Source organism: Pandoraea capi (assembly GCF_902459735.1).
Taxonomy (GTDB): domain Bacteria; phylum Pseudomonadota; class Gammaproteobacteria; order Burkholderiales; family Burkholderiaceae; genus Pandoraea; species Pandoraea capi.
The window spans coordinates 196202-208539 of the sequence record NZ_CABPRV010000007.1 but is presented as its reverse complement, the minus strand read 5'-3'; the positions used below and the strand labels follow the sequence as shown (position 1 = coordinate 208539).

General features: G+C 62.0%; 13 protein-coding genes and 1 other RNA gene. 4 read left to right on the top strand and 10 right to left on the bottom strand.

Annotation, left to right across the window (positions count from 1 at the left end; all coding sequences use genetic code 11):
* Positions 1–149: 149 nt before the first annotated feature.
* Positions 150–1520: a M23 family metallopeptidase gene (locus PCA20602_RS15875; protein ID WP_150722048.1), complete on the top strand. Its 1371-nt coding sequence runs from the start codon at positions 150–152 to the stop codon at positions 1518–1520.
* A gap of 114 nt (positions 1521–1634) precedes the next feature.
* Positions 1635–2777: an anhydro-N-acetylmuramic acid kinase gene (locus tag PCA20602_RS15870; RefSeq protein ID WP_150722047.1), complete on the top strand. Its 1143-nt coding sequence runs from the start codon at positions 1635–1637 to the stop codon at positions 2775–2777.
* A 98-nt stretch (positions 2778–2875) separates the two neighbouring features.
* On the opposite strand, the gene erpA is transcribed toward PCA20602_RS15870, so the two are convergent.
* From erpA to rplM, 4 genes are all read right to left on the bottom strand, one after another.
* Positions 2876–3241, bottom strand: coding sequence for an iron-sulfur cluster insertion protein ErpA (gene erpA, locus PCA20602_RS15865; RefSeq protein WP_039396169.1), 366 nt, complete (start codon positions 3239–3241; stop codon positions 2876–2878).
* Positions 3242–3338: 97 nt separating this feature from the next.
* Complete coding sequence (gene argC / locus PCA20602_RS15860; RefSeq protein WP_150722046.1) at positions 3339–4382, bottom strand: N-acetyl-gamma-glutamyl-phosphate reductase; 1044 nt, start codon at positions 4380–4382, stop codon at positions 3339–3341.
* A 182-nt stretch (positions 4383–4564) separates the two neighbouring features.
* The gene (gene rpsI, locus PCA20602_RS15855; RefSeq protein WP_069340027.1) at positions 4565–4960 is read right to left on the bottom strand and encodes a 30S ribosomal protein S9; all 396 of its coding nucleotides are present in this window, start codon (positions 4958–4960) and stop codon (positions 4565–4567) included.
* Positions 4961–4970: 10 nt separating this feature from the next.
* Positions 4971–5399, bottom strand: coding sequence for a 50S ribosomal protein L13 (gene rplM / locus PCA20602_RS15850; RefSeq protein ID WP_010805091.1), 429 nt, complete (start codon positions 5397–5399; stop codon positions 4971–4973).
* Between the two features lie 638 nt (positions 5400–6037).
* Here rplM and PCA20602_RS15845 point away from each other — a divergent pair.
* The gene (locus tag PCA20602_RS15845; RefSeq protein WP_150722045.1) at positions 6038–6460 is read left to right on the top strand and encodes an OsmC family protein; all 423 of its coding nucleotides are present in this window, start codon (positions 6038–6040) and stop codon (positions 6458–6460) included.
* A 71-nt stretch (positions 6461–6531) separates the two neighbouring features.
* On the opposite strand, the gene rnpB is transcribed toward PCA20602_RS15845, so the two are convergent.
* From rnpB to pyrC, 3 genes are all read right to left on the bottom strand, one after another.
* Positions 6532–6941: RNase P RNA component class A (rnpB, locus tag PCA20602_RS15840), an RNA gene on the bottom strand.
* Between the two features lie 140 nt (positions 6942–7081).
* On the bottom strand, positions 7082–7921 hold the full coding sequence (locus tag PCA20602_RS15835; RefSeq protein WP_150722044.1) for a DUF3025 domain-containing protein: 840 nt from the start codon (positions 7919–7921) through the stop codon (positions 7082–7084).
* A gap of 47 nt (positions 7922–7968) precedes the next feature.
* Positions 7969–9006, bottom strand: a complete 1038-nt coding sequence (gene pyrC, locus PCA20602_RS15830) for a dihydroorotase (protein ID WP_150722043.1) — start codon at positions 9004–9006, stop codon at positions 7969–7971.
* Between the two features lie 203 nt (positions 9007–9209).
* Between pyrC and PCA20602_RS15825 the strand changes: the two genes are divergently transcribed.
* A complete protein-coding gene (locus PCA20602_RS15825; protein WP_069340031.1) occupies positions 9210–10040 on the top strand; it encodes a class II glutamine amidotransferase in 831 nt (276 codons plus the stop codon).
* 75 nt (positions 10041–10115) lie between these two features.
* Here the strand turns inward: PCA20602_RS15825 and PCA20602_RS15820 are convergent, their stop codons facing one another.
* The 3 genes from PCA20602_RS15820 to PCA20602_RS15810 are packed head-to-tail and all read right to left on the bottom strand — an operon-like array spanning position 10116 to position 12258.
* The gene (locus tag PCA20602_RS15820) at positions 10116–10841 is read right to left on the bottom strand and encodes an amino acid ABC transporter ATP-binding protein (protein ID WP_069340032.1); all 726 of its coding nucleotides are present in this window, start codon (positions 10839–10841) and stop codon (positions 10116–10118) included.
* Positions 10838–11518: a glutamate/aspartate ABC transporter permease GltK gene (gene gltK, locus PCA20602_RS15815; RefSeq protein WP_069340033.1), complete on the bottom strand. Its 681-nt coding sequence runs from the start codon at positions 11516–11518 to the stop codon at positions 10838–10840. The genes PCA20602_RS15820 and gltK overlap by 4 nt, the downstream gene beginning before the upstream one ends.
* Positions 11518–12258, bottom strand: a complete 741-nt coding sequence (locus PCA20602_RS15810) for an amino acid ABC transporter permease (protein ID WP_150722042.1) — start codon at positions 12256–12258, stop codon at positions 11518–11520. Before PCA20602_RS15810 ends, gltK begins: the two co-directional genes overlap by 1 nt.
* Between the last annotated feature and the right edge of the window lie 80 nt (positions 12259–12338).

Sequence of the window (12338 nt, the reverse complement as noted above, 5' to 3'; positions counted from 1 at the left end):
CGGAGGCAGCGGCGGGTCTGCTATAATTGCCGCTCAATTCTCGGCTCGGGCCGAAGCGACGCCGGGTTGCCCCGGAATTTCCGGCAGGCAATCTCGAAGCGTGTCGCTCCGCCCGGGCTTTTTTCGTAAGTTGCGCAGAATTTTACGTGATGTGGCCAAAACTCCGTGATTTTTTTGCGCGTGAACTGCTGATCCTGATCGATCCCACGCAGCCGAAGCACCGTCGCAGAAAGGTGCAAATCGTGGCGACGGTCGGTTCGGCCCTGACGTTGGGAATGGTGACCGCTTTCGGCGTGGCACCGATGGTGCCGGATTCGGTACGCAACGGCGCGAGCGTGACTTTGCCGCTCACCTTCCCCGACCTGGCCAAACAGATCCAGCAGCTCGACGCGCAATCTCAGACCTTTATTCATCAAGTGGCGCTGCGGCGCGGCGAAACCCTCGGCGACATGCTCTCGCGGCTGTCGATCCAGGACCCCGCTGCCGAGAAGTTCATTCGTGACAATGCCGTCGCCCGGCGTCTGATCGGCGTGCCCGCAGGGCAGGTCGTGCAGGCCGAAACCGACGACGACGGCAAGCTCGTTACGCTCTCCACCGTGCTCTCGACCGGCAGCGCCGCGGCCCAGCAACTGGTGATCGAGCGTAACGACGCCGGCCGTCTGAACGCCCGCATGGAGCAGTTGGCGAACGACACCGAATGGGCCATGCGCTCCGGGGCGATTGCCGGCAACTTCTTCACCGCGATGGACGATGCGGGCGTGCCCGACGCCGTCGTCGCGCAGATGGTGAACATCTTCTCCGGCGTGATCAACTTCCAGCGCGACGTGCGCCGTGGCGACCGTTTCCGTCTCGTGTACGAAGTGGTCAAGCAGCAGGACCGCACGGTGCGCACCGGCCGCGTGCTCGCCATCGAGTTCATCAATCAGGGCAAGACGCATCAGGCCATCTGGTACGCCGATCCGCAAGGAACGTCAGACGGCGCGTACTACGGCTTCGACGGCCGTAACCTGAAGCAGGCCTTCCTGCGCACGCCGGTCGAGTTCTCACGAATTTCGTCGGCGTTCGGCGGACGTGAGCACCCGTTCCAGCACAAGTGGAAAAAGCACGAAGGCGTGGATCTTGCGGCGCCCGTCGGCACGCGCGTCTTTGCCGCCGGTGACGGCGTAGTCAAGTTCGTCGGCACGCAGAATGGTTACGGCAATCTGGTGGAGATCGAACACGCGGGCAACTACGAGACGCGTTACGCCCATCTTTCCGGCTTCGGCCAGGGCATGAAGCCCGGCACGCGTGTCACGCAAGGTCAGGTCATCGGCTTCGTCGGCCAGACGGGCTGGGCCACCGGCCCGCACCTGCACTACGAACTGCGCCTCAAGGGCGTGCCGCGCAATCCGTTCGCAACGGATGTCGCCGCCGTCGCACCGCTCTCGGGCAATCGCCTGAAGCTGTTCGACATGTACGCCGAAAACCTGCTCAAACGCATCGATCTGATGCGCACGGTACAAGTCGCCGAGCGCGATTAAGGTATGCTGGAGGCCGCACTGTGCGGGGTTGCGCGTGATTCACGTGCCTTCCCGTGCGGTGCGTCTTACCAAGGGAATCCCCCTTCAGGCTCCTAGCTCGATCGCGTTGTGCACATGACCGACACCCGCACCACCACCACCGCCGCACCCGCTCACTTCATCGGCCTGATGTCCGGCACGAGTCTTGATGGCGTCGACGGCGTACTTGTCGCCTCTGCCGACGGCCGCGTGCTTGCCGAGGCCTACCTGCCGTTCCCGAACGAATTGCGCGAGACGCTGATGGTGCTGCAAGCGCCCTCCGAGAACGAACTGCATCGGGAAGCCCTGGCGGCGAATGCGTTGGTGCGCATCTATGCGGAGTGCGTGCATAAGCTGCTCGCGACCGCCGGCCTGTCAGCGGCTGACGTGACGGCCATCGGCGCACACGGACAGACGATCCGGCATCGCCCCGGCGAATTCGACGGCATCGGCTACACACGCCAACTCAACGCCCCGGCGTTGCTCGCAGAGCTGACCGGCATCGATGTCGTCGCGGACATCCGCAGCCGCGACGTAGCGGCCGGCGGACAAGGCGCGCCGCTCGTGCCTGCCTATCATCAGGCCATGTTTTCCAGCGACGGCGAGACGCGCGTCGTATGTAATCTCGGCGGCATCAGCAACGTGACGATTCTGCCTGCGGCGTCGCTGGGACAGCCGGTTTATGGCTTCGATTGCGGCCCCGGCAATGCGCTGCTCGACGGCTGGGCGGCCCGTCACATCGGTCAATCCTATGACGACGGCGGCACGTGGGCCGCGACCGGGCGCGTCGACGACGCCCTGCTCGGCGCCCTGCTCAGCGAGCCTTACTTCCGTCAGACACCCCCGAAAAGCACCGGCCGCGACCTCTTTCATGCCGCGTGGCTCGATACGCATCTCGCAAGCTTCCCAAAGGTGTCGCCGGTAGACGTTCAGACCACGCTGGTGGCGCTCACGGCACAGTGTGTCGCGCACGACGTGCTGCGCTACGCCCCGGATTGCAAGGGCTTCTACGCCTGCGGCGGCGGCACGCGTAACCAGACGCTCATGCAGGCCATCGCGGCACGCCTGCCGGGTGTGACGGTGGCCACGACGGAAGCGCTCGGCGTTCCCCCGCATCAGGTCGAAGCGCGCGCCTTCGCATGGCTCGCCGAGCGCTGTGTGGCGCGCCAGCCGGGCAACCTGCCGTCCGTGACCGGCGCGAAGGGCCCGCGCATTCTCGGTGCGATCTATCCGCGTTGAGCGCAGCGTCGGGTGCCAACGATCACGCACCGTTGTAAACGAGAAAAGGACCCTTCCGGGTCCTTTCTCTTACTACGGTCGAATTGACGTCGCGTCGCTCAGACCGAGAACGAGGAACCGCAGCCACACGTCGTGGATGCGTTCGGGTTCTTGATCACGAACTGTGCGCCGTTGATGTCTTCCTTGTAGTCGATCTCAGCACCGACGAGGTATTGATAGCTCATCGAGTCGATCAACAGCGACACGCCGTTCTTGTCGAGCACGGTATCGTCTTCGTTGACGTCTTCATCGAAGGTGAAACCATACTGGAAGCCCGAGCAGCCGCCACCCTGCACGAAAACGCGCAGTTTCAGGTCGGGGTTGCCTTCTTCGTCGATCAATTGCTTGACCTTGTCCGCAGCGCTGTCGGTAAAGACCAGGAATGCGGGCATTTCCGTGACGGCGTCCTCAAGCAGTGCGCTCATCGCAAATCTCCATAAATCGGTTTGGTGTCATTCTAGCCCTATTCCTAAATTCGTGCCGATGGCCGGAAAATCAAGGGCTTAGTGACGATAAATACCGTTACGGCAGTACGGGAATATGGGTCAGACCCATGTTCTCCGGCAGGCCGAACATCAGGTTCATACATTGCACGCCCTGGCCGGACGCGCCCTTGACCAGGTTATCCTCGACCACGAGGATCACCAGCGTGTCTTCATTGTTCGGACGATGCACGGCCATGCGCACGTAATTCGATGCGCGCACCCAGCGCGTTTCCGGCATCGAGCCCGCCGGGAGCACGTCCACGAACGGCTCGCCCGCGTAGTACGTCTCGAACAGCGCCTGGAAATCCGTATCGCGCGCTTCGGGCAGAATCGTCGCGTACAGCGTCGAATGAATGCCGCGAATCGTCGGCAGCAGGTGCGGCACGAACGTCAGGCCCACGTCGTAACCGGCGATGGCTTCGAGGCCCTGCTTGATTTCCGGATGGTGGCGATGGCCCTTCACGCCATACGCCTTGAAGTTGTCGGCCGTCTCCGCGAGGATCAGCGACGTCTCGCCCTTGCGACCGGCACCGCTCGCGCCCGACTTGGCGTCGGCGATCAGATGCTTCGGATCGACCAGTTTGCGACCGCCGGCAAACAGCGGCGCGTAGCCCAGTTGCACAGACGTCGGATAGCAACCCGGCAGACCGATCACGCGTGCGCTCTTGATCTTGTCGCGGTTGATTTCGGGCAGGCCGTAGACCGCTTCTTCCAGAATGTCCGGACAGGCGTGGGGCATGCCGTACCACTTCTCGAACGTGGCGATGTCCTTCAGGCGGAAATCAGCAGCGAGGTCGATCACGCGCACGCCGGCGGCCAGCAGTTCGCGGGCCTGCGCCATCGCCACACCGTGCGGCGTGGCGAAGAACACCACGTCGCAATCGGTGAGACGGGCATCGTCGGGCGTGCAGAACGCCAGGTCGACACGGCCTCGCAGGTTCGGATACATATCGGCGACCGGCGTACCCGCTTCCTTGCGCGAGGTAATTGCCGTCAACTTTACTTCCGGGTGCTGCGCCAGCAAACGGAGCAGCTCCACACCGGTATAGCCGGTGCCGCCTACGATACCTACCTTGACCATGTCCTACCCCTTTCAATCGGAACCGCGATTCTATCAAGCTTCCACGACACTTGTGGGACGGTGACGCAGCACGCGCGATGCACGGCCGACGTCTCGCCGTTCGCCCCAAAAATGCAAAAAGGCCGCACGAGGCGGCCTTTCCTTGCATCCACCGAAGTGGATGCCCACAAGCACTCGGGCGATTAACGCTTCGAGAATTGCTTACGGCGGCGGGCTTTGTGGAAGCCAACCTTCTTACGTTCGACTTCACGGGCATCGCGCGTAACGAAGCCTGCGTTCGACAGCGACGGCTTGAGCGTCGCATCGTAGTCGATCAGTGCGCGGGTGATGCCGTGGCGAACCGCACCGGCTTGACCCGTTTCACCGCCGCCCGACACGTTGACCTTGATGTCGAACGTTTCGGCGTGGTTGGTCAGCTCGAGCGGCTGACGAACGATCATCAGCGACGTTTCGCGAGCAAAGTACTCTTTGATCGGCTTGCCATTGACGATGATGTCGCCCTTGCCAGCCTTGATGAACACACGAGCAACAGCGCTCTTGCGACGGCCAGTGCCGTAGTTCCAATCGTTTTTGTACATGGCGTGGCCCTTAGATCTCGAGCGACTTCGGTTGCTGCGCTTCGTGCGGATGATTGCCGTCGGCGTAAACCTTCAGCTTCTTGATCATCGCATAGCCCAGCGGACCCTTCGGCAGCATGCCCTTGACCGCCTTCTCGAGCGCACGGCCCGGGAAACGCTCTTGCATCTTGCCGAACGTGGTTTCGTAGATACCGCCCGGGTAACCCGTGTGACGGTAGTACTTCTTGTCAGTTTGCTTTGCGCCCGTGACTTTCAGCTTGGCAGCATTGACGATGATGATGTAGTCACCAGTATCAACGTGCGGCGTGAATTCAGGCTTGTGCTTGCCGCGCAGACGGCGTGCCACTTCGCTGGCGACACGGCCGAGGACTTTGTCCGTCGCGTCAATCACAAACCATTCGCGCGTCACCTCTGCCGGCTTAGCGGAAAACGTCTTCATGATCGATCCAAATAAAATGCGTTTGCCCCATTAACACCAACTTCCTGCTTGTCTGCCGGCCGCGTCCTGGTGACTCGAGGTCACATGGCGCAGTCCTGTGCTTGCAGGCTCTCCCTGATGCTTTTTCCGTGGGGTATTTCCGGAAAAGCCGTTGATTATACAGAAAAATCACCCTTCCGGTAAACGGCGTTTCCGGCGGCACAAAAAAAACCCGAACCTCAATGGGTCCGGGTTAAATCCACCAAAGGAGGAGGGTGGAGGAGACACTTGCAGCGTTGCTGTGAAGCACAACAACCAATGACTGCAGTGTAGCAAACGGATTGTTGCGATGCAAGAAAATTTATAGTGCGAAATGCAATGCCACGATATGAAATGCCGAGAAAACAGGCAAACATCACAAAACGCAATACAAATCAAATACTTGCATCACTTAAATATCGCGACAAAGCGCTGCCTCTAGAGCCTAATCCCTAAATTTAGGGTTTATCCCCCTCAAAACCCGATCAAAAAAGCGCCAATATTGCGATGCAGCAACCTGATCCGCAAATCGCGGTAATCCAGGTTCGCGGCGGCATCGTACGCAGGTTCGCGGAAGCCGCTACAATTTTTGCTTGAATGGGATATCGGGGTTTCAAATCATGGAATGCAAGGTTAGCTGGATGGGCCCGGGTGGCATGTCCTTCATCGCACAGACGGGTAGTGGGCACATTGTCGCGATGGATGGCGCACCGGAAGGCGGCGGTAACAATCTGGCGCCGCGCCCGATGGAGATGCTGCTGGTCGGCACCGGCGGGTGCACCGCGTACGACGTGGTGATGATCCTCAAGAAGAGCCGTGCCGACGTCAAGGATTGCAGCGTCACGCTCAAGGCCGAGCGCGCCAGCGAAGATCCGAAGGTCTTCACGAAGATTAACTTCCACTTCACCGTGACGGGACGCAACCTGAACCCGAGCGCCGTGGAGCGCGCCGTGAACCTGTCGCACGACAAGTACTGCTCGGCGTCGATCATGCTCGCCAAGACGGCGGAGATCACCCACACCGTGGAAATCGTCGAAGGCTGAACGGCCGCCCCTCGTCGGGCGACGTCAGAAGCGCAAAAGGCTCCCTTGCGGAGCCTTTTGCATTTGTTGGGATGCAGAGCCGGCCGATAAGCCGGATTCTGTGAACGCGACTCGCGCCGCGCCTGACAATCATTCCTCTAGGCGACGCATCACTACGCCGCTCAAGCTTCCTACCCGCAGGCTCCCGGGGGCCCCGTTGCCGACACACGCACGAGGCGCATGCCGTTCACCTGCCTATTTGGAATTGCTCCGGGTGGAGGTTACCGTGCCGTGTGCGTTGCCGCACGCCGCGGTGCGCTCTTACCGCACCGTTTCACCCTTACCTGATCCCCTGGCTTGCGCCAGAGGCCATCGGCGGTCTGTTCTCTGTTGCCCTGTTCCGCGTCTCGCGACGGATGGCCGTTAGCCATCACCCTGCCCTATGGAGTCCGGACTTTCCTCCCCCTCCTCGAAAGAAGGCGGCGATTGTCTGGCCGACTCTGCGGGCCGAAGTGTATCACGGGCCTTCCTGTCGACGCCGGGACATTCCGGTCCCTCCGTCATGTACGCGGGGAAACGATCCTGCGCGGTGGAAAATCGTCCGACCGGCGTTCGCCCCGATATCCCGCCCGCATCCTCCGCTCAGCGCCTTTCCCACCGCCCCGGCCGGAAGACCGACACATCCCGATAGAAGGGCGAATCCTCGTTCTGCGGCCACCAGCCCGGAATACCCAGTACGGGCAACGGCGCGAAGTCGCGTGTCGTGAGTGGTGCGTGCGCCAGCGTCGGGGCGACCTGAGCGTCTAACCATGCGCGACGCGCCATCGGCGACCAGCCAAAGTATTGCGCTGGAACGTCGACGATCCACGCGTGCGACGTGACCGACTTGTAGGGCGCAACCAGCTTTTCCAGCAATGCGTGCCCGAACGGCTGAACCTCGCACGCCCGACCCCATTCGGCGCGACGCGTCACGAACAGCGTGTGCCAGTCGAACGCTCGCAGCGCCGCCCCGAGCGACGGATCGCTGCACGCAAAGAGCACGGCGTTCTCGTCGAACAGGGTCGCCGCGTCGCGCGTCGCGCCGCGGCTGGCCTGTACGCCGTCGACGGCAATCGCCGCCGCCTGACGCGCATTGAGCGCCGCCTTGCCGCGCGGATACGTCAGCCAGATCAGCGCATTGAAGAAGTCGTGGAGGTTGCGGCGTGTGGGCACCCCGCCGGTCTGCGCAATGAACGCTTCGTAGGCCGTCTGTGCGGGCAAATCCTCCTGCGCGACGAAGCGCAGCGCCTGCCCTTGGCCGCTGACCAGTCCAGCCTCGCTGGCCTGCATTGAAAGTGCATGACGCCAATCGTCGCCAGCCAGCGCGTCCTGTCCGCGCGCCGCCACCGCTTCGAACCACGGCGCTCGCCAGTCGATTTCCGGGAGCGCCGGCGCCCCATCGGGCGCCGACGTCCCGGTCGATTGCGGCTTCAAATGCATCATCTGACGATCATTCAGCGCGGCGTCTGACGAGCACGCCGGATGACACCTTAGTCCTTGAGCTTCCAGCCGATGACTTCACCGGCGCGCAGCGGCACCACGGTTTCGTCGCCCATCGGCAGTTCGGCGGGCAACTCCCAGTCTTCGCGCACCAGTGTGACCTTGTCGGTATTGCGCGGCAGTTCGTAGAAGTCCGGGCCATAGAAGCTGGCGAACGCTTCGAACTTGTCGAGCGCGCCGGCCTTGTCGAACGCCTCGGCGTACAGTTCCACGGCGTGCAGTGCCGTGTAGCAGCCAGCGCAACCGCAAGCCGCTTCCTTCACACCACGCGCGTGCGGCGCGCTGTCGGTGCCGAGGAAGAAGCGCGGGCTGCCCGAAGTTGCGGCCTTCACAAGGGCTTCGCGGTGCGTCTCGCGCTTGAGGACCGGCAGGCAGTAGTAATGCGGACGGATACCGCCGGTGAAGATCGCGTTACGGTTGTACAGCAGGTGATGCGGGGTAATCGTGGCGGCGATGGGCCCTTCGGCTTCGGCGACGTACTCGGCGGCGTCCTTCGTCGTGATGTGCTCGAACACGACCTTCAGCCCCGGGAAATCGCGGCGCAGCGGCGACATCACGCGGTCGATGAAGACCTTTTCACGATCGAAGATGTCGATGTCGGCGCTCGTCACTTCACCGTGCACCAGCAGCGGCATCCCGGCTTCCTGCAACGCTTCGAGCGCGCCACGGCACTTGGCCAGGTCGGTCACGCCGGCGTCGGAGTTCGTCGTCGCACCGGCCGGATAGAGCTTCACGGCATGCACGAAGCCCGATGCCTTCGCGCGGCGAATCTCCTCGGCAGGCGTATTGTCGGTGAGGTACAGCGTCATGAGCGGCTCGAACGTGTTGCCGGCCGGGCGTGCCGCGAGAATGCGCTCGCGGTACGCCGCCGCCTGTTCGGTCGTGGTGACCGGCGGCTTGAGGTTCGGCATGATGATCGCGCGGCCGAACTGGCGGGCGCTGTCGGGCAGCACGCTCTTGAGCACGGCGCCATCGCGCACGTGCAAGTGCCAGTCATCGGGACGGGTGATAGTCAGTTCGGTGGTCATGGGCGTTTTCCGGGGGCGGGGGGGACGACTAGCCCATGCGAGCGTGGCGGCGAAGTGCGAAGTAGTGACGCGTCGACGCGACGGACTGCCTGGGCGGGAATGTACGTGCACAGAGGCGGGTGCTATGCTTCTGTAACCCCATATTGTAACGGTTGCGGCGCTCAGACACGACGTGCGCAGCCAATCTTCGATTCGCCCGTCCCATGTGCCAGCTGCTCGCAATGAATTGCGCGGAACCGACCGACATCACGTTCTCATTTACCGGTTTTGCGGCGCGTGGGGGCGGCACGGATCACCATGCCGACGGCTGGGGTATCGCGTTTTTCGAGGACAAGGCCTGCCGTCTTTTCATCGACCATCAGGCAGCGGCGAACTCGCCGATCGCCGAATTGGTGAAAAAGTACCCGATCAAGTCCAAAAACGTCATCGCACACATCCGCAAAGCGACGCAAGGCATCGTTGAGCTGGAGAACTGCCACCCGTTCCAACGCGAACTGTGGGGGCGTCACTGGATCTTCGCCCACAACGGCGATCTGCACGACTACGACCCGTTTCTCTCGGGCGTCTACCAGCCGGTCGGCACGACGGACAGCGAGCGCGCCTTTTGCGACATCATGCAGGGCCTGCGCAAACGCTTCCCCGGCTCGCAACCGCCGCTGGACGAACTCTTTCACGCCGTCGAAGACATTACTCGCACGATCACGCGTCACGGCGTGTTCAACTTCGTGCTCTCGAACGGCCAGGCGCTCATCGCGCATTGCTCGACCCGTCTGCACTTCATCGCGCGCCAATGGCCGTTCACCAAGGCGCACCTGATCGACGCCGACTGGGAAATCGATTTCGCGAAGTTCACGACCCCGGCCGACCGCGTCGCCGTGATCGCCACCGCGCCGCTGACCGACAACGAGGTCTGGACGACGTTCGAGCCGGGCGAGCTGATCCTCTTCGAGAAAGGCGCCCCGACGCTGCGTGCCGTGGTGCCGATTCCGGAAGCCGTGCGGCTGCGCAACGCCCAGAACACCGCTTGCCAGTAACCCTGTAGCTCTGGCGGCGCCCATAAAAAAAGCGTGCCCGAAGGCACGCTTTTTTTGTTCCGGCGCTGAAAACGATCAGTGCAGGATCTTGGCCAGGAAGTCCTTGGCGCGATCCGACTTCGGGTTCGCGAAGAACTCGTCCTTCTGGTCGTCTTCGACGATGATGCCCTGATCCATGAAGATCACGCGGTTCGCGACCTTCTTGGCGAAGCCCATTTCGTGCGTGACCACCATCATGGTCATGCCTTCCTGCGCCAGTTCGACCATCACGTCGAGCACTTCGTTGATCATTTCCGGGTCGAGTGCCGAGGTCGGCTCGTCGAACAACATGGCGATCGGGTCCATGCACAGGGCACGGGCGATAGCCACACGCTGCTGCTGACCGCCCGAGAGCTGACCCGGGAACTTGTGCGCATGCGCCTTCAGACCCACGCGCTCGAGCAGCTTGAGGCCCTTGTCGCGCGCCGCGTCCTTGCTGCGACCGAGCACCTTGACCTGCGCGAGCGTCAGGTTTTCGGTAATCGACAGGTGCGGGAAGAGTTCGAAGTGCTGGAACACCATGCCCACGCGCGAGCGCAGCTTGGCCAGGTTCGTCTTCGGATCGGCGACCGAGGTGCCATCGACGATGATCTCGCCTTGCTGGATCGGCTCCAGACCGTTCACGGTCTTGATGAGCGTGGACTTGCCCGAGCCCGACGGCCCGCACACCACCACGACTTCACCCTTCTTGACTTCAGTGGAGCAGTCCGTGAGCACCTGGAACTGGCCGTACCACTTGGAGACGTTTTTCAGGGTAATCATTTCGCCAACCTCTTTTGAAGACGTTTAACCAACATCGAAACCGTGAAGCAGATCACGAAGTAGACCGCTCCGGCAAACACAATCATGGCAGGCAGCGTGCCGTCACGCTGACCGACCGAGTACGCCATGCCGAAGAAATCGGACAAGGCGATCGCGTACACGAGCGAGGTATCCTGGAACAGAATGATGCCCTGCGTCAGCAGCAACGGCACCATGTTGCGGAACGCCTGCGGCAGCACGACGAGGCCCATCGCCTGCCAGTACGACATGCCCAGCGCGAATGCGGCGGACATCTGGCCACGCGACACGCTCTGGATACCGGCGCGGATGATTTCCGAATAATACGCCGCTTCGAACAGCGAGAAAGCCACGAGCGCCGAGACCATCCGGATATCCCACGTCGGCGGCACGTCCAGCAGCGAGCGCAGCACTTGCGGCACGATCAGGAAGAACCACAGCAGCACCATGAGCAGCGGGATCGAGCGGAACACGTTCACGTACAGATCCGCGAACCACTTCAGCGGCGCCACGCCCGACAGACGCATCATCGCGAGCAACGTGCCCCACACGATACCGACGACCACGGCCAGCGCCGTGATCTGCAACGTGGTGACCATGCCCTTGACGAGCAGCGGCATTGCGTCGATAGCGCCGCCCCATGCGAAGATCTCAAGCATTATTTGCCCCCGATGTAGCCCGGCAGGCGGGTCTTGGCTTCGATGAAGCGCATGAGCACCAGCACCGCGATATTGATGATCATGTACGCGATCGTCACAGCAATGAACGACTCGTAGCTATGTGCCGTGTAATCGATGAGCTGTTTGCCCTGGCCCGTCAGTTCCAGCAAGTTCACGGTCGAGATCACGGCCGAGTTCTTGAAGATGTTGACGAATTCCGATGTGATCGGCGGGATCACGACGCGGAAAGCCACCGGCAGCAACACGAAACGATAGGTCTGCGGGAGCGTGAGGCCCATCGCCAGACCGGCATTCTTCTGCCCCTTGGGCAGCGAATTGATACCGGAGCGCACCTGCTCGCACACACGGGCCGCCGTGAACAGACCCAGGCCGATCACACCGGTGAGCAACGAAACGTTTGCGGGGTTGAGCGAGAACAGCCACTGGCGAACCGCTTCCGGCAGGAAGTCGGGGGCCACGTAATACCAGAAGAACAGCTGCACCAGCAGCGGGATGTTCCGGAACAACTCGACGTAGGCCGCCGCAAATCCGGACATCCATTTGTTCGGAACGGTGCGCATCACGCCGAGCACGGAGCCGACGACGAGCGCAATAATCCAGCCACCGAGGCCGACTTCAAGCGTGAGCTTGAGCCCCGAGAGCAGCCACCCGAAGTAAGTGGTGTCCTCGCCCGTCGATACCGGCTGGAAGAAAAAACTGAAATCGAGACCGAGAGCCATGATCTCCCCTCTTCTACTTGCCTTACTTAAAAAGAAGCGGAAGGATCGACTCCTTCCGCTTCGGCATTACCTGCTGACTT